General features: G+C 47.6%; 15 protein-coding genes. 3 read left to right on the top strand and 12 right to left on the bottom strand.

What is annotated here, in order from left to right; translation table 11 throughout:
- Positions 1-21 precede the first annotated feature (21 nt).
- Positions 22-813: an HAD family hydrolase gene (locus HMPREF0240_RS09710; RefSeq protein ID WP_009003265.1), complete on the bottom strand. Its 792-nt coding sequence runs from the start codon at positions 811-813 to the stop codon at positions 22-24.
- A gap of 181 nt (positions 814-994) precedes the next feature.
- Between HMPREF0240_RS09710 and pdaA the strand changes: the two genes are divergently transcribed.
- The gene (gene pdaA, locus HMPREF0240_RS09705; RefSeq protein WP_035312879.1) at positions 995-1,825 is read left to right on the top strand and encodes a delta-lactam-biosynthetic de-N-acetylase; all 831 of its coding nucleotides are present in this window, start codon (positions 995-997) and stop codon (positions 1,823-1,825) included.
- A 752-nt stretch (positions 1,826-2,577) separates the two neighbouring features.
- On the opposite strand, the gene HMPREF0240_RS09700 is transcribed toward pdaA, so the two are convergent.
- The 7 genes from HMPREF0240_RS09700 to HMPREF0240_RS09670 all read right to left on the bottom strand — a co-directional run bounded on the left by HMPREF0240_RS09700 (position 2,578) and on the right by HMPREF0240_RS09670 (position 8,671).
- Positions 2,578-2,856, bottom strand: coding sequence for a BMC domain-containing protein (locus HMPREF0240_RS09700; protein WP_009003263.1), 279 nt, complete (start codon positions 2,854-2,856; stop codon positions 2,578-2,580).
- Between the two features lie 15 nt (positions 2,857-2,871).
- Positions 2,872-3,171 (bottom strand): BMC domain-containing protein, encoded by a 300-nt coding sequence (locus HMPREF0240_RS09695; protein WP_035312877.1) that lies wholly within the window; start codon positions 3,169-3,171, stop codon positions 2,872-2,874.
- A 99-nt stretch (positions 3,172-3,270) separates the two neighbouring features.
- The gene (locus HMPREF0240_RS09690; protein WP_009003261.1) at positions 3,271-4,614 is read right to left on the bottom strand and encodes an MATE family efflux transporter; all 1,344 of its coding nucleotides are present in this window, start codon (positions 4,612-4,614) and stop codon (positions 3,271-3,273) included.
- Positions 4,615-4,737: 123 nt separating this feature from the next.
- Complete coding sequence (locus HMPREF0240_RS09685; RefSeq protein ID WP_009003260.1) at positions 4,738-5,931, bottom strand: dicarboxylate/amino acid:cation symporter; 1,194 nt, start codon at positions 5,929-5,931, stop codon at positions 4,738-4,740.
- A gap of 108 nt (positions 5,932-6,039) precedes the next feature.
- Positions 6,040-7,062: an XdhC/CoxI family protein gene (locus HMPREF0240_RS09680; protein ID WP_009003259.1), complete on the bottom strand. Its 1,023-nt coding sequence runs from the start codon at positions 7,060-7,062 to the stop codon at positions 6,040-6,042.
- Positions 7,063-7,110: 48 nt separating this feature from the next.
- On the bottom strand, positions 7,111-8,097 hold the full coding sequence (locus tag HMPREF0240_RS09675; RefSeq protein ID WP_009003258.1) for a diaminopimelate dehydrogenase: 987 nt from the start codon (positions 8,095-8,097) through the stop codon (positions 7,111-7,113).
- A gap of 208 nt (positions 8,098-8,305) precedes the next feature.
- Entirely contained in the window at positions 8,306-8,671 is a 366-nt protein-coding gene (locus tag HMPREF0240_RS09670) for a heavy metal-associated domain-containing protein (RefSeq protein WP_009003257.1), read from the bottom strand.
- 399 nt (positions 8,672-9,070) lie between these two features.
- Between HMPREF0240_RS09670 and HMPREF0240_RS09665 the strand changes: the two genes are divergently transcribed.
- Together HMPREF0240_RS09665 and HMPREF0240_RS09660 are read left to right on the top strand one after the other, a co-directional pair.
- On the top strand, positions 9,071-9,751 hold the full coding sequence (locus HMPREF0240_RS09665) for an ABC transporter ATP-binding protein (RefSeq protein WP_009003256.1): 681 nt from the start codon (positions 9,071-9,073) through the stop codon (positions 9,749-9,751).
- Positions 9,751-12,429: an ABC transporter permease gene (locus HMPREF0240_RS09660; protein WP_009003255.1), complete on the top strand. Its 2,679-nt coding sequence runs from the start codon at positions 9,751-9,753 to the stop codon at positions 12,427-12,429. The genes HMPREF0240_RS09665 and HMPREF0240_RS09660 overlap by 1 nt, the downstream gene beginning before the upstream one ends.
- Here the strand turns inward: HMPREF0240_RS09660 and HMPREF0240_RS09655 are convergent.
- Genes HMPREF0240_RS09655 through HMPREF0240_RS09640 form a run of 4 tightly spaced genes read right to left on the bottom strand, consistent with a single transcriptional unit; the run spans position 12,410 to position 16,169 of the window.
- A complete protein-coding gene (locus HMPREF0240_RS09655; protein ID WP_009003254.1) occupies positions 12,410-13,669 on the bottom strand; it encodes a HAMP domain-containing sensor histidine kinase in 1,260 nt (419 codons plus the stop codon). The two genes, HMPREF0240_RS09660 and HMPREF0240_RS09655, sit on opposite strands and share 20 nt — an antisense overlap.
- A complete protein-coding gene (locus tag HMPREF0240_RS09650; RefSeq protein WP_009003253.1) occupies positions 13,666-14,331 on the bottom strand; it encodes a response regulator transcription factor in 666 nt (221 codons plus the stop codon). Before HMPREF0240_RS09650 ends, HMPREF0240_RS09655 begins: the two co-directional genes overlap by 4 nt.
- A 49-nt stretch (positions 14,332-14,380) precedes the next feature.
- On the bottom strand, positions 14,381-15,739 hold the full coding sequence (locus tag HMPREF0240_RS09645; RefSeq protein ID WP_009003252.1) for an MATE family efflux transporter: 1,359 nt from the start codon (positions 15,737-15,739) through the stop codon (positions 14,381-14,383).
- Positions 15,732-16,169, bottom strand: a complete 438-nt coding sequence (locus HMPREF0240_RS09640; RefSeq protein ID WP_009003251.1) for a winged helix DNA-binding protein — start codon at positions 16,167-16,169, stop codon at positions 15,732-15,734. The genes HMPREF0240_RS09645 and HMPREF0240_RS09640 overlap by 8 nt, the downstream gene beginning before the upstream one ends.
- Positions 16,170-16,500: the final 331 nt, after the last annotated feature.

Below are 16,500 nucleotides of genomic sequence, written 5' to 3'. Positions count from 1 at the left end.
GCCTCCTTTTGTATATTCTATTTACCCCAGGCCATAGTGGCTGATTGCACGGGCGATCCCGTCCTCCTCCACCTTTTCTGTTACAAACTCTGTATACGGATCAAGCTCTTTCGCATGGGTCCCCATTGCAATCGAATGTATCGCATACTCGAACATGGACAGATCATTCGTACTGTCTCCAAACACATAAGCCTGCTCAATCTCCATCCCGAATTTCTGCAAAATATATTCACATGCGGTTGCTTTGGAATAGCCTTTCTGAATACACTCAAAGGTATCCCCGCCCCGGTCGAGCGGCTCAATATCCGCTTCTATGAACCGGAAGAATGTTTCTCTGTCACTGAGCTCATCCGCATATACAAATAGTTTGTCATACACAAAGTCTCCTTTTTCAATATATTCTTCCAGTCCCAGCCCCGCATTTTGAAAATACCTTCTGGAGCTCTCCAGCCGGTCAAATCGGGACATTCTGCTTGGGAGATAAATATCTTCGGTGCCTTCCATAATCCCATCCAGTCTGCACTCCATCATTTTATCAATAATCTCTCTTCCCCGTTCACGGGAAATTGATCTGGAAAATAAAACCTCATCGTGATATGTGAGAAATGTCCCACAGCCGCACAGGAATCCGTCAAACTCAAACTGGCTGATCTTTGGCGGTATGCTGCAGAATGTTCTGCCTGTATTTATAAAAAGCAGATGCCCCGCACGCTTTGCCGCCCGTATGGCATCCAGCGCACTCTGCGGAATCTCTTTCGTAATCTCACTCAGTATGGTACCGTCAATATCAAAAAATAGTGCTGCTCTTTCCATCTTATACTCCTAACATTACAGATTTTCATCTATCACTTTATCACTCTTTCCCCGAAAAATCCATTTCTATACCTCACAAAAATATTGATTTTCGTTCTGCATCTTCCGCTGATTTGTCATAAGAGGAAAATATTTCGATATTCCCATCATATACTATAGGGAATAAGACTCTGGAGATGTAATGAAAATCAATCTGAAACCTGGTACGAAAAAGAAACAACTCTTAAAAAGCAGTGCCAAACTTGTACTGCTCTTTGCCGCCGCATTTATTGCCGGCCGCGCCGCCGGAAGGGCGCAGGACTACTTTGCCCCTCAGGCTGTCACCACCTCTGCCGAAGGGAACTGGGGACTAAGTTTCCAGGATGAAGGCCAGCCGCCGGTTGCCAATGCAACTGCTGAAGAACTGAAGCAGTATGACGCATACTATTCCGGAAATACAGACGAAAAAGTCATATACCTTACCTTTGATGCCGGATTTGAAAATGGCAATACCCCCGCAATTTTAGATGCTCTGAAAAAGCATAATGTGCCCGCAACATTTTTTGTGGTAGGTACGTTCATATCCTCTAATCCGGATCTCATCAAACGCATGGTTGACGAAGGCCATACAGTAGGCAACCATACATATCACCACCCCGATATGTCACAGATATCAACTCAGGAGGCCTTCCAAAAAGAACTGGGAGATGTGGAGGAAGAATACAAAAAAATCACCGGCCAGGAAATGACCAAGTATTATCGTCCGCCGCAAGGGAAATACAGTGAAACAAACCTGCAGATGGCAAAAGAAATGGGATATAAAACCTTTTTCTGGAGCCTGGCCTATGTAGACTGGTACGAAAACGATCAGCCAACCAAAGAGCAGGCCTTTGAAAAACTGCTCGGTAGAATTCATCCGGGGGCAATCGTACTGCTCCACAGCACCTCAAAAACAAATGGGGAAATACTGGATGAACTATTGACTAAATGGGAAGAAATGGGGTATACATTTAAACCGCTTTCCGAAATTTGATGGGGGGCCGCCTGACAGAAGCATGGAGCAGGACGGCAAAGGGAAGCAGGGGGTGTTTTTGCGGGCTGACGCTTTGTGAAGAAACTCTAACAGCAAAACATGAGAATCTTATGGCTACAGGCGGATTCACTGAGAAAGCCTGATGCTTTCTCAGCTCAGCCGCCTCAAATCTTGATTTTGTAAATCAAGATTTGGCCATAAGATTCTCCTGTTTTGCTGTAAGAGTTTCTAATCACACGCTTTATGCCCGCAAAAACACCCCCTGCTTCCCTTTGCCGCCCTGCTCCATGCTTCTGTCAGGCTGGGTGCATCCAGACGGTTGGGAACGCAGTTTATGGGGATGTATTTTGGGTGGGCAGCGGATGGTTTCCACAAACGCAACACGTTTTTCATCCGTTTAGAATGAGCTCCGCATAACCTTACTAAATCCGCCTCTCCCGCCCCACATATCCCCCCGGAATGTACGGCGGATTTTACGGCTGGATGAACCAGGCGGGCGGAATCGTGACAGGGCTCTTCTGGATGCGTCTTTAGGGGATTACTGCCACTTTATCAAAATGAAAGCCAGCATATGAACTTTCCACAGGGCTTCCAGCCCTGCGGAAAAGACGACTTAGCGAGAATGCATCCTGCATTCTCGTGTTTGTCGTCGGTGTTCATTATGCTGGCTTTCATTTTGATTAGTGGCAGTTATCCCCTAAATCCGCATCCAGAAGAGCCCTGTCACGATTCCGGCCGGCGTCCCCATTCAATCAACGCGCCTTAAATTCCTCAACAATGTGAATCATTTCTTCTGAAGGGTTGGATATTACTGCCGAGTTTAATATTTTACACGGTGGATTTACCGTTGCGCTCTCTACTGCTGCTGTTACTGCGGAAACACTGCCGCTGATGAATATGAGGGCATGTCCTCCGCATTTTGTGTCCTGTGTCTCATAGGATACTTCTGCTGCCTTCAGCATCTGGTCTGTCACCAGTACAGCGTTTGCTTCCCCAAGGACTTCTACAAGTCCGAATGCTCCATATGCCATAACTATACCTCTTCCTTACTTGTTGATTGTCATTGTAATTGCTGGTTCTGTCTCAGCTAACGGTGCTGCAATTATTGTGTGGGATACAATCTCGGAGATTGGCTCCGCCACCCTGAGCGCTACTTCCATGGCTGCATTGACATTAGAGACATTGCCTCTCATCTTTACACATGCTCCTGCTCCCAGACGGTTTCTTTCCACTGCCTGGATCTTTACATCAGCAGCTTTTGCTGCCGCATCTAATGCTACAAAACATGCGCACTCGCTGTCAAGCTCAAATACGCCTATTGCCATACCTTCATACTGTCCGGCCATAATTTCCTCCTGCCCGCAGAACAACTATTTTTTCTGTTCTGTCAATATTTTTATTATATAGAAACGTAGAAAAGATTTCAACAAAAAAGTGGAGAATCTTTACTTTTTCTCCACCTTTTTTATCTTATAAAAGTAATACGGTACCAGAGGAATCAATGCCGCCAGCCAGGCCGCCGGATCTGAAAGACAGACTCCGAAAAAGCTTGTTTTTCCGGCCACAGCTGCTACGACAAGGGCACGGGCCGTTAGTTCAAACACGCCTCCCAGCATGGGGACCAGACCGTATCCCATTCCCTGCAGGGCATTTCGGTACACGAAGATACTTCCCAGAAACGGATAGCACCAGAAGACGGCCAGGAAATAGACCACGGCCGCATCGATCACGCCTTTCTCCGATGGGGATACAAACAGCAGCACCATATATTTTCCAAAGAAAAATATCAGTATCATCAGGATTGCACTGCTTATTAAAATCATTACCTGTGTATACCAGACGCCTTTTTTCACACGGTCTATCCTGCCTGCCCCCCAATTCTGCCCCACATAAGTTGCAATCGTTGCGCCAAATGCCAGAAAAATACAGGCGATCAGGTTCTGGATTTTCGCACCCGCCGAGAAACCGGCAATATAAACTGCACCGTATATGTTCACTGCTCCCTGTACAATGATCGTTCCAATCCCGGTGATGGAAAACTGTAGCCCCATCGGCGTTCCCAGCGCCAAAAGATTTTTAATACTGTTAAGTGAAATGCGAAAGTCTTTTTTCTTAAGATGCAATATCGGGAACTTCTTTATGATATACACTAAACATAGCAGTGCAGAGATTCCCTGGGCGATCACTGTCGCATATCCGCATCCGATCACGCCCATGTGGAACCAGGTTATAAATATGATATCCAGAAAAATGTTGATCACAGCGGATATGATTAAAAAATACAGCGGAGATTTCGAATCCCCCAAGGCCCTCAGCACCGCCGCCAGAGAGTTGTAAGCGGCCGTCACGATTAGTCCTGCATAAATGACCGCCATGTACCCTTTTACATCCGGCATCAGTTCTGCCGGCGTATTCATAAGCCGCAGAATCGGTTCATTAGCTGCCAGAAGGCCTGCCGTCATAATTACGATAATTCCAATGGTTAGGTAAACCGACATGGCCGTGTAATGACGCATCCGGTCGTACTTGCGGGCGCCAAACCACTGTGCCACTAAGATAGAGAATCCGCTGCTGATCCCGCTGATCCATCCGGTCACCATGAACATCAATGATCCTGTGCTTCCTATAGCCGCCAGGGCATTTACCCCCAGAAACTGTCCGGCGATAATAGAATCTGCTATATTATAAAACTGCTGAAATATGCTGCCCAGACACATCGGAACCATAAACCAGATAATGATCTTTACCGGGTTCCCTGTTGTCATGTCATTTGTCTTATTATTTTTCATTTATCTTTCCTTCAGCTCCGCTGCTGTCTTCTTTCACCGGAGGCATTTCCCGTACCATAAAATACGGCTGCACCGCCGCGCCGGCTTTCTTACAGCCGGATACGCTTAGTACAGCCAACTATTTTATAAATCTATGCTGATTTCCTGTTTTTCAATATTATGTTTCTTTGCATAACCGGTCAGCATCATAGTCAGTGCTCCGTCTCCGGTCACGTTACATGCGGTTCCAAAGCTGTCCTGAAGTGCAAAGATCGTAAGCATCAGTGCAGTTCCTGTCTCGTCAAATCCAAGCACACCTGTGATCAGCCCCAGGGAAGCCATTACGGTACCGCCGGGAACCCCAGGTGCTCCGATTGCAAAGATTCCCAGAAGCAGACAGAACAGTACCATTGTCCCTGCGGAAGGTATGCTTCCGTAGAGTATTTTGGATACAGTCATAACAAAAAACACTTCTGTCAGAACAGAACCGCAAAGATGGATATTTGCAAAAAGCGGGATTCCGAAATCCACCATATCCTCTCTGAGAGGCGGCTCTGATTTCTTCGCACACCGCAGGGCAACTGCCAGAGTTGCCGCAGAAGACATAGTTCCCACAGCTGTAATATAGGCCGGTCCGTAATTCTTGATTACGTCCAGCGGATTGCTTTTAGAATAGGCTCCGCCCACTCCATAGAGTACAGCCAGCCAGATATAATGTCCTGCCATAACGATCAGAACAACTTTGATAAATACCGGCAGCTGTTTTGTGATTGTACCCTCATAGGACAATGCACAGAATGTAAATGCTATAAATATCGGCAGTACCGGGATTACAACTTTTGTAACGATTTCCAGTACAATTTTCTGGAATTCATCCAGCACTTGTGTGATCACTTTGGCCTTTGTCCATGTAGCCGCGAGTCCGATCATTACGGAAAATACCAGTGCACTCATGACCGGCATGATCTGCGGAATATCCAGCTGGAATACCACCTCCGGCAGTTCTTTCAGTCCATCTACCTGAGACACAATAGAGAGATGCGGGATCAGTCCGTATCCTGCCAGCATGGACAGAAGCGCCGCCAGTACTGAGGATACATAGGCAATGACGATGGCCACTCCCAGCATCCGGGAGGCATTGTTGCCCAGCTTTGTAATGGACGGGGCAATAAAACCGATGATGATCAGCGGCACACAGAATGTGATCAGCTGTCCAAGAATGTATTTAACAGTGACTACAATATTCATGAATCCTTCATTGGCAATCTGGCCGATAAGGATACCTGCCACCACTCCAAGAAGGAGCCGGAATGGCAGATTATTAAACAATTTTTTCATAGTTTCAATCCCTTTCCTGTAGAATCGCTATATTATATCATATCTTACTTTCTCTCCGCAAACATTCCCCTGCGGTTCCTGTATTTACCAGATACTGAGGCCGGACAGCTATGTCTGCGGATGTCTTCCTGCTCTCTGCTGAATCAGCTGGGCCGTGATGCTCACCGCGATCTCCGCAGGAGTCTCTGCCCCGATGGCCAGACCGATCGGAGTCGTAATTCTGTCCAGATCCGTATCCGTAAATCCCTGTTCTTTCAATTTTGCAAACACGCCGGCTTTCTTATGCCTGCTCCCGATCACTCCGATATAAGCTGCTGAAGTCTTTAAAACCTGTGCCTGGACAGCCAGATCGTCCTTATGTCCGCGGGTCATGATGCATACATAGTCCTCGGCACCGATATTTACATAATCGGCAATATGGCTGTTCTCAATTAACAGGATTTCTTCTGCACCTGGAAATAACTCCGGCCGGCTGAATTCTTCCCTGTCTTCCAGGACTGCACACCGGAAATCAACCGCCGCGAGAGCCGGCACCAGCGCCTGTGAAACGTGTCCTCCCCCGAATATATAGACACGCCCCTGCTGCTGCATTTTCTCACAGTAATACTTCCGCCCCTCTGCATCTATCTGCACGGGTTTCCTCTGCAGCCCTTCCAGAACCGCTTCCGGAAGGGACAGTCCTGCAATAGTGCCAGACCGGCGGCAAACCGCCATACCTCCCTCCCCGTCCTCAGAAATCTCACTGACAAGCCAGAATTCTTCTTTTGTTTGATATAATGCCTCAATCTCCTTAATTAGAACCAGATTCTGTTCATCGCTGGCAGATATGTACTGAAAATACACATTTACATCGCCTCCGCAGATCATCCCCAGATCCTGAACCTCATTTTTCTTAAGCTGGAAATACTCCAAATGCGAGTTCTTCGTGCGCAGGACCTCTGCAGCCACACCTTCACTGTGGTGTTCGATTGCCCCGCCGCCCACCGTACCGCAGATCCTTCCTGCGTCGGTAACCAGCATGCGCGCCCCTGCCCCCCGCGGGGTAGAACCAGAGCTTGCGACAATCGTAACCAGGACTGCGTCCTGCCCCTGCGTCATACACTCATACAGTAAACGAAATAATTTCTCCATAGTATCATCCTTTCAAAGGGGACTGTCCCCTTTTCTTGCGTTACTTCATTAAAGTAACTCTGCCCTCAGTTCTTCTGCCGTCTTCATGGAAAGCAGCCCCGGTGCGATATCGAATACAGTCTTTGCGCCTGACTCTCCATTTTTAGAGAGACGATATGCAGCGCGCGCGTAGCATACCAGCACGCTGGATGTGAATTCCGGATTGGAATCCAGCTTCAATGAGTACTCTATTACGTGTTTGCTGCCGTCTCTTCCTGTCTCACCGCTTCGGATGACAAATCCGCCGTGAGGCATCCTGCTGTGTTCTGCTTTCAGCTCTTCTTCGGTGATGAATGTCACGGTTGTGTTGTAATCTGAGAAGTAGTTTGGCATGTTTTTGATGGTTTCTTCGATCTCCTTCAAATCCGCGCCTTCCTCTGCAACTACATAGCACTCTCTCAAATGCTTGTCTCTTGTAGTAAGCTTGGGCCCGCAGCCGCTTCTTACCTGTTCCACTGCTTCTTCAACCGGTACGGTATACTGGATGGCATTCTTCACGCCCTTTACGCGGCGGATCGCATCCGAATGTCCCTGGCTTACGCCTTTTCCCCAGAATGTATATGTATTTCCCTGTACAAGGATGGACTCCGCATAGATCCTGTTCAGAGAAAACATTCCCGGATCCCAGCCTACGGAAATAATTCCGATATGTCCGCCTGTTTTTGCGGATGCATCCATACCTGCAAAGTATTCCGGAATCTTTGCATGAGTGTCAAAGCTGTCGATTGTATTGAAGTTCTTAACAATCTCTGGTCCGATCACCGGAAGATCTGTTGCAGAACCGCCGCACAGGATCATAACATCGATCTCGTCTTTCATGCTCAGCATATTGTCCATGTGTACGACCGGAACGCCCTCTGTCATAATCCGGACGCTCTCTGGTGCACGCCGTGTAAAGACGGCTTTTAATTCCATATCCTCATTGCGTTCCACCGCAAGTTCAACTCCACGTCCGATGTTCCCATATCCAACAATTCCAATTCTGATTTTCTCCATCGTATATCCTTCCTCTCAAATATTTCTTTAAAAGTATTTTTTAGAATCGTTAATAAGTATACCATATGAGTCCTGAGTGCACAATTTAAAATTAAAGCGCGCCCCGGCATATTTACCGCAGACGCGCTCAGTCTTCTTCGCTTAATGCAATGCTGTACTAGTCTCATGTGCATCATAAATTCAATATTTGAAGTCATACACAGACCTGTTACAGTTTCTCAATTCCCACCGCAAAATAACCAGCCGACTGCACCACCTCTTTCAGCCTGGTGTCCGGGTGTTCCTTTTTCATCCTGACCGTTACACTGCCCTCTGCAAAATCAGCCTTTGCCAATACACCGTCCATACTGTTAAATGCATTTTCCACTCGTTTTGCACAATTGGCACATGTCATTCCCCCTATCCTTATTTTCCTTATGTACGGATAATGGGCAATATTTTTATCTGCCGGCTTTACACGTTTTACCGTATCCTGACCGCCCCCACAGCACCCATGCGTCAAGCGCTTCGTATAACTTCTAATGCCCAGTACACAAATAATAATGATTATGATACATATAATTGCAGTTGCCATAAATCTTCACTCCTGTCTGACTTTAACTGTGAAATAAGAGGAAACAAGCGCCGTTAATTCCGGCACCTGCGTCCAATAGTTAGCTTTATCTAACTAAATAATACCTCACAATCAACAAAATGAAAACCCTTTTTCTGTTTTTTATATATTTTTTCTGCATATCAATTCAATTGGTGAAGCATAAAAGTCCCAGCAATTAACTAATAGTATAACAGCTATATTCTGCAAATATGGAAAGAAAATGTAAGTCACTTTATAAGGTTTCACAGTCCGTCCAGGCTCTCGGTAAGCGTCCCCTCCTCCCCCCACTAAAACTCGTTCCCCAAATCCCAATGTCACTTTCCTGTCACTTTTGTTTTTTAATATGTTATCATCAATCATGAAAGGAGTTTTTAACTTATGGAAATTTTACGCTGCAGTCATCTCACAAAAACTTATGGCAGTGGTTCCAATACGGTAACAGCACTGGATGATGTCTCTCTTTCTCTGGAACGTGGCAGCTTTACTGCCATTGTCGGTGCATCCGGTTCCGGGAAGTCCACTTTGCTGCACATGCTGGGAGGGGTCGACCGTCCCACCAGCGGCAATATTTTTATCGAAGACACGGATATCTCAACGCTCAGTATGGAGCAGCTTGCGGTATTCCGGCGCAGAAAGGTTGGGCTGGTCTATCAGTTTTATAACCTGATACCCACACTCAATGTAAGGAAAAATATACTTCTCCCCGTACTTCTGGATAATCAGAAGCCGGATGAGGAACGGTTCCGCCATCTTGTTTCCACACTGGGGCTCACCGACCGTCTCACCCACCTGCCCAGTGAACTATCAGGAGGCCAGCAGCAGCGCACAGCTATCGCAAGAAGCCTGATTTACCATCCGGCAATCCTGCTTGCCGATGAGCCTACGGGCAATCTGGACCGAAAAAATTCAGAAGAGACGATCGAGCTTCTGAGACTTTCCAACCGGCAGTACGGACAGTCTGTACTCCTGATTACACACGATGAAAAAACTGCCCTGAAGGCAGACCGCGTTATCACCCTGGAGGACGGTAAAATTCTGTATGACGAGGTGGTGTCCTGATGAAAATTTTACGAGAGTACGTATGGGACACGATCAGAAGAAATAAGCGGACCAGTATTGCCATCATGACCGCATTATTTCTCATGACCACTATGATGTCCTGCTTCTGCGGTTTCGTCTACACAATGTGGACTGATGCCATTGCCCTTACTAAGATGGAGGACGGTGACTGGCACGGTGAACTCTTTGATACAACTTATGGGAAAGACCTGGAGCACATCGAAAACTATGCTTCTGTCTCTGCAGTCCTCGTGAAAGGTCCCTGGGAGGTGGCCAGGCTTGAAGACGAAGGCAGACGGAACTACCTCATTACCCGCGGTGCCAGCCAGGAGTACTGGGATTCCATGCCGGAAAAAGATTTTCTGACCGAAGGCAGACTCCCGCAGGCATCCGATGAGCTTGTGCTTTCAAAACAGTACTTTGAGGATCATCCTGAGGCAAAAGTGGGCGATACCCTCACGCTTCCCATCGGACAGCGCATCTATCAGGGAGAGGTGTGCATGGAAACAGACGGATTTCACGAAGAAGAAACCTTCCGCCAGACTGGCACAAAGACTTACAAAATCGTAGGAATCCAGGATGTCACTACATCCTCCTCTGTACCGGCATACATCGGAATGAGCTTCCTTGATCCAAAAACAATAGCCCCGGACGATCAGCTTACAGTCTATCTGCGTTTTGATCCCATGAGGAGCACTTATAAAGAGCTCCCGGCGCTTGCCCGCTCCATAGGCTATCAGGAGGATGAATATGGCAGCTATACGCTCAGATATAATGCAGACCTGCTCTCTAAATACGGGATTCTCTCTCCGGAGCAGCTCGGAAGCATCGACAGTCTCAACGTCCTTGCCGTGCCTGCTATGTTTCTCGTAATATCTCTGCTGTTGATTGCTGTATTTGTGCTGGTCATCCACAACGCCTTTGCTCTGTCTGCCAGCGAAAAACTGGTACAGCTCGGAACACTTGCGGGAATCGGTGCATCCCCCAGACAAATCAGGGCCGCAGTGATATCAGAGGCAATGATTCTGCTGATTATACCGCTTCCAATCGGAATTTTATGCGGCTGGCTGCTGGATATAGGGCTGTTTCGTCTGATTAACGGGGCAAACAATATCGGCAGAACCGCTCCGGATATTGTACTTACCTTTGGACTTCCCGCCATACTGCCGGCAATACTTTTGTCCGCCGCCACCGCATGGCTCTCAGCAAGAATACCCGCCCGCAGAATCTCAAAAATGATGCCTGTAGAGGCTTTGAGGCAGGTAGAGATGCTGAAAGGGAAAAAGATCCGGCAGGGACGCATATCCAGCCGTTTTGGAATCAGCGGGGAGCTGGCTTCCAACGCCCTAGCTGCACGAAAAAAATCCTATAGGGCCGCTACCATTTCACTGTGCCTTTCTTTCCTTCTGCTGACAGGCTTTCTATACATTATTACTGCTCAGAATGCATCAAAAGAAGTATACAGGGCGCAGGATGAATCCAATGGCCACGTTTTTTTCAGTATCAGCGACGGCAGGCCGCCTGAACAGAAGGCCCTGGATGAGGTTCTGGAAGTGCCTGACATCTCAAAGGGAGTTTTATTGAATAAAATGCCCTGTGCCACCTGGATCACAGAATCTCAGACTTCCGATGATATCGAAACGTATTTGGGCGGGTTCGATCAAATTGTCTCTGAAAAAAAATATTCCCCGATTGAAAGGAACGGGAAGTACCGGATTTATTCTGTACTCATAGGCCTGGAGGAAGACAGTTTCAATGAATACTGCGAAAAAATGCATACGAATCCTGCTTCTTATTATGAGGATCCCTCTAAGGCGCTGATTTATAACCGAACCGCGGATCCTAAAGCGAGCACCCGTAAACAAAACGTCTACCGTGATATCCTGAAACTTGAGCAGGGACAGTTGCTCACTTTTACAGAAAGAGCCTATGATGAAGATACCGGTGATTTTGAGTTCAGCCTTACCGCGGGGGATCTTGTATCAGAACTTCCCGCAAAAGGCATCGGTCTGCCGCGTTTTACATTAGTTGCAATTATGCCTATGGAACATGTGCTGGATATCGCCGAATCCTGCAGTGAAAAACGGCAGTACACCGCCTCATCCATCAACGGCATCTTTCTGACAGATGACACCGGAGGCATCTCTTATCCGCTGGTTCAGACAGTCTCCGGACAGATCAGTCAGATCCTCGGGAAATATTACGGCAGCGGCGACTACATGGTATCTGACCTGGCAGAAAAGGACGAGATGCAAGAGCAGTCCACCAACGTTATGAGCATTATTGTGGCATTCTTAACCGGGCTGCTGGCACTGATCGGTATTTCCAATGTGTGGGCAAGTATTTCCGGAAATCTGCGCCAGAGAAGCCGGGAGTTCGCAATGCTCAAATCGGTTGGCCTCTCACCGGCACAGCTCTGGCGGATGCTGTTTCTGGAAGGATTGGAACTGGGTCTAAAACCATTGCTCTACAGTCTGCCGTTCCAGGCAGCAGTCCTTGCAGGTTTCCTTTACATCAATGAGGTAACACTGGCAGAATATCTGCCTTTTGCACCATATGCAGCCGTCCTTGGCTACACCTTACTGGTTCTTGCTTCTATCATAGGAGCTTACTATATGGGCGGCAGAAAAATTGTACGCCAGAATATCATATCCGCAATTAAGGATGATACCATCTGATACAGAAACGGGCATGTCCCTGTGCAGAATTCTCTGCCCGGACCTGTCCGTTCTGCTTTTCAATGATGGATTTTGCAAGCGCCAGGCCGATACCGGCACTGCCATCTGCAGCCTCCTCCCCCCTGTAAAACCTTTCAAACAGATGGGGCAGATCCTTTTTCGAGAACCCCCGTCCTCCATCCTCTACGATCAGCTCCGTATAAAGAGGATTTTCTTCACAGGAGACACTGATTTTACTGTCTTTTGGGGAATGCTCCAGGCAGTTCTTCAGAATATTCAGAAGAGCCTCCGCAGTCCACTGGACATCTGCAAAGAGCCAGATCTCCTGCTCTTTTGTTCCCCCGATCGAGCATGCAAGTTCCACCCGTTTCTGCCGAAGCATCGCTCTAAGCGGCTCTGCAGCCAGTTCGATCAGCTCTTTGGCTTCTACATTCTGCCTGTGGAATACCAGCGTATGCGAATCCAGTTTCGCCAGAGTCAAAAGTCCCTCTACTAACCCTTTCAGTCGCTCCACCTGATTTTCCAGCCGATTCAGATATTCCTTATCTTCCTCTCCCAAAGAGGGTTCCAGAAGCTCTGCCATCAGTGACATAGAAGTCAGGGGTGTTTTCAACTGGTGCGCTATGTCCGCTGTTCTCTCCTCTAGAATCTCGTGATCCCTGACCGCCTCTTCTCTGGTACATGCAAGCTCTGCAACGGTCTTATAAATCTCGTCCTCCAGATGGGAAAACATATCCTCCTGCCTGTTCAGCGCAGCTGCCTCTCCCCGTCCTGCCGCCTTCAGATATTCTGTCAGGCCTTCGATCCGGCCCCTGCATCGCTTATCTTTTCTTCCTCTTAAAAAGAACAGAATTGCCCCTGATATTTCAAAAAGTACAATCCCTGCTGTCAGGGCGTACGGCAGATGACCCGGAAATCGATCCAGTTTTCCATACCCATAGGACTGCAGGTAGGCATCCGCATCAACAGCAGCCTGATCCGCCTCCCCCGCCCCGCCGCTCGTTTCCGGTATTTTATTCTCATCGCTTACGCTCTCTTTATCCGCACTGCCACCCTTTTCTCCGGCATATTTTAAACCTGCCGCGATAGATTTGCCCTCAAGCACCGCCTCTGTCAAACGAACCGTATAATCATATTCACGAAGGCTATAACAAAAGGCAGTCAAAACCCCTGCCAGTATCCCGGGTATCAGCCAGAATACGCAGGATACCAAAAAGGCTTTCAAGCCCTGCCTTCTCATATATTCTCCTCCATCCGATACCCAATACCGCGGATGGTAACAATGTACTCAGTATCCATCAGCTTTTTCCGCAGGCGCTTCACGGTAACCGTCAGTGTATTGTCATTGACAAAATTGCCCTCTGCATCCCAAAGTTTATCCAGAATCAGATTTCGCGGCAGCGTCCGCCCCTTATTCTCCATAAGAACTTCCAGCAGACGGTATTCCAAAGCTGTTGTATCCACCGGCTTATCATCCAGCATCACCTGTATTTTCTCCTTATTGAGCCGGATATTCCCACAGATGAGGACATTCCCCCCCTCCGCGGGCGTGCGGCGGAGTACCGCCGCAATTCTGGACTCCAGAACCGCAACATGAAACGGTTTGGTAATATAATCATCAGCGCCCATATCCAGACCCCTTGTGATATCCCTGACATCGTCACGAACCGTCAGGAAGATGACCGGAGTATCTGCCCTCTCCTTCACCCATCTGCAGAAATCATAACCGCTGCCGTCCGGAAGATTCAAATCCAGGAGAACCAGCTGGAATCCCCCCGGAAACAGTTCCTTTGCCTGCCTTACAGAGGCGCAGCCCGTACATACATATCCTTTTCGCTTCAATGCCGATTCAATCCCAAATAAAATCGTCTCATCATCTTCCACCAGTAATATATTCGTCATAAATCCTCCGCTCGCCCATATTGGTTAAAATATTCCCGGGCAGCCCCACCTAATTCTCCAAAAGTTTCCTTGCTTTCCATTTTCCGCTTTTGATCCGCAGGAATGAGAACAGGGACCCGATTCCCCAGCCAATCGGTATAGACCACCAGATGGCACTGGACCCGATAAAATGAGCCAGCAGGTAAGCGATCACAACCCTCGTAACCAGGTTTGAAATGGAACTGAGCATGAAAGCTCCCATATCCCCAGCTCCACGAAGCAAACCGTTTCCTACAAACATAAATCCCATCAGCACATAAAATACAGACACAGTCTTCATGTACTTCAATCCATATCCCATTGCACTGCCTGCCGCACCTGCATTCAAAAAGAGTCCCAGAAGATGCGGTCCAAACAGAAAGATCACGCCTGTAATTATAATGGAAAATATCAATACCATCAGCAGGCACGCCTTATACCCCTGTGTTACACGCTTTTCCTTTCCTGCCCCGATATTCTGGGCAGTGTAGCTTGACATGGCATTGGAAAAGTTCATATTCGGCATCATGGCAAGAGTATCAATCTTTGTAGCCGCCGTGTACCCTGCAACAAATACCTTTCCATAAGAGTTTACCAGCCCCTGCATAAACATCATGCTCACGGATACAATCGACTGCTGAATCATAGACGGTACCCCTACTTTAGCAATCCTTTTCATCGCAGACATCTCAAACAGACCGGGCTTTTCCTCTGCAAATTCAGGTTCATTTTTCATATCCCGCATCCGGCGCATGAGGACGAAAAATGAAAAGACCGCGCACATTCCCTGGGCAATCAGTGTAGCCCACGCCACCCCTGCCACTCCCATATGAAAACGTATGACAAAAAGCAGATCCAGCACGATATTGGTAAGTGCCGAGACAATCAGAAACTTAAGGGGCGTCTGGCTGTCTCCCAGCGCATTATAGATACCATTCAGAGAGTTATATAAAAACAGAAAGATTGCACCGCCAAAATAAATCCGCAGGTATGTAAGTGAATCCGCAAAAATTTCTTTATTCGTCCCCAGAATATTAAGCAGTGGAGATGAAAAAAGTTCTCCCAGCACCATAATAATCACCCCGACCACCCCCAGTGTAATCAGCGCCGTATAAATGGTTGTCTTCATCTCTTTTATCTGCCCTGCCCCGAACAGCTGAGAAATTACAACCGTACAGCCCATGGAAAGTCCTGCCGCAATCGCAATCGAGAGAAATACAACAGGGAAGGACGACCCAACCGCAGCCAGAGCATCCTCACCGACGAACTTTCCCACCACCATAGAGTCCACCATATTATAAAGCTGCTGAAACAGATTTCCCAGCACCATAGGCAGTGCAAAGAAAAACAGCAGCTTCAGCGGCTTGCCGTTTGTAAGATTTTTAACCATTACTCTTTCCCCCATTCTCTTTTTTGTACCCCACTACATTCTGGGAGATACGTTTAATAAATTCCGTGTTCATTTCCCTTTCTTCGTCCGTAAAGCCTTTGTAGCAAATAGCATCCCATGCCTGATAAATCTCACAGATCGTTTTATAAGCCTCCAGCCCGTTCTCAGTCAGCGATACAAGCTTCTGACGTCTGTTCTTCTCATTAATTACCCTGTGAATCAGACCTTTTTCCTCCAGCATAAAAATCGTCCTGGCTATCCTGCTTTTATCGATATCCAGAGTCTCTCCCAATTCTTCCTGACTGCAGCAATTATCCTTCAACAGCCGGATAAGACGTCCCTCCAGCGGAATCAACCCAAACTCCTCCAGTTCACTTCGAATGTATGATAACTCACATCGTCTGATGATGCTGACATAATTATACTTCATGCTTCCTCCCAATGGTGTAATATTTAATTGTTGCCCAGCCAACTGTTGATCAATTCAACTGTTGTATAATACAACAATTATAAACTTCCCCTCCCCAAAAGTCAAGGAAATTGTGAACTTGTGGGGGTGCGGAGAAGGGGACGCTAAGCGAGAAGGAAGACTGGCTCCCGCCGGGGTTGGGGATGCCATTTCTAGATCCTGTCCGTTTGCGGAGAACCCATAAGAGAAAAAACAGGGACTATGAAGGGTGCTTGCCGCAGTTGGCCCGAATGCCAATGCATTCGCGCCGCCGGCGGCAACAGAATTTGCCTGGTAAGGCAAATTCTGCCCT

It is taken from the genome of Clostridium sp. D5, assembly GCF_000190355.1.
Lineage (GTDB): Bacteria > Bacillota > Clostridia > Lachnospirales > Lachnospiraceae > Faecalicatena > Faecalicatena fissicatena_A.
Note: the sequence above shows the minus strand (reverse complement) of the source record. Positions and strands in the feature narration are given on the sequence as shown.

Excerpts from the sequence above, each read along its gene's own strand:
- HMPREF0240_RS09710 (WP_009003265.1), bottom strand. The coding sequence starts at position 813 with ATGGAAAGAGCAGCACTATTTTTTGATATTGACGGTACCATACTGAGT.
- pdaA (WP_035312879.1), top strand. The coding sequence starts at position 995 with ATGAAAATCAATCTGAAACCTGGTACGAAAAAGAAACAACTCTTAAAA.
- HMPREF0240_RS09700 (WP_009003263.1), bottom strand. The coding sequence starts at position 2,856 with ATGGCATATGGAGCATTCGGACTTGTAGAAGTCCTTGGGGAAGCAAAC.
- HMPREF0240_RS09695 (WP_035312877.1), bottom strand. The coding sequence starts at position 3,171 with ATGGCCGGACAGTATGAAGGTATGGCAATAGGCGTATTTGAGCTTGAC.
- HMPREF0240_RS09690 (WP_009003261.1), bottom strand. The coding sequence starts at position 4,614 with ATGAAAAATAATAAGACAAATGACATGACAACAGGGAACCCGGTAAAG.
- HMPREF0240_RS09685 (WP_009003260.1), bottom strand. The coding sequence starts at position 5,931 with ATGAAAAAATTGTTTAATAATCTGCCATTCCGGCTCCTTCTTGGAGTG.
- HMPREF0240_RS09680 (WP_009003259.1), bottom strand. The coding sequence starts at position 7,062 with ATGGAGAAATTATTTCGTTTACTGTATGAGTGTATGACGCAGGGGCAG.
- HMPREF0240_RS09675 (WP_009003258.1), bottom strand. The coding sequence starts at position 8,097 with ATGGAGAAAATCAGAATTGGAATTGTTGGATATGGGAACATCGGACGT.
- HMPREF0240_RS09670 (WP_009003257.1), bottom strand. The coding sequence starts at position 8,671 with ATGGCAACTGCAATTATATGTATCATAATCATTATTATTTGTGTACTG.
- HMPREF0240_RS09665 (WP_009003256.1), top strand. The coding sequence starts at position 9,071 with ATGGAAATTTTACGCTGCAGTCATCTCACAAAAACTTATGGCAGTGGT.
- HMPREF0240_RS09660 (WP_009003255.1), top strand. The coding sequence starts at position 9,751 with ATGAAAATTTTACGAGAGTACGTATGGGACACGATCAGAAGAAATAAG.
- HMPREF0240_RS09655 (WP_009003254.1), bottom strand. The coding sequence starts at position 13,669 with ATGAGAAGGCAGGGCTTGAAAGCCTTTTTGGTATCCTGCGTATTCTGG.
- HMPREF0240_RS09650 (WP_009003253.1), bottom strand. The coding sequence starts at position 14,331 with ATGACGAATATATTACTGGTGGAAGATGATGAGACGATTTTATTTGGG.
- HMPREF0240_RS09645 (WP_009003252.1), bottom strand. The coding sequence starts at position 15,739 with ATGGTTAAAAATCTTACAAACGGCAAGCCGCTGAAGCTGCTGTTTTTC.
- HMPREF0240_RS09640 (WP_009003251.1), bottom strand. The coding sequence starts at position 16,169 with ATGAAGTATAATTATGTCAGCATCATCAGACGATGTGAGTTATCATAC.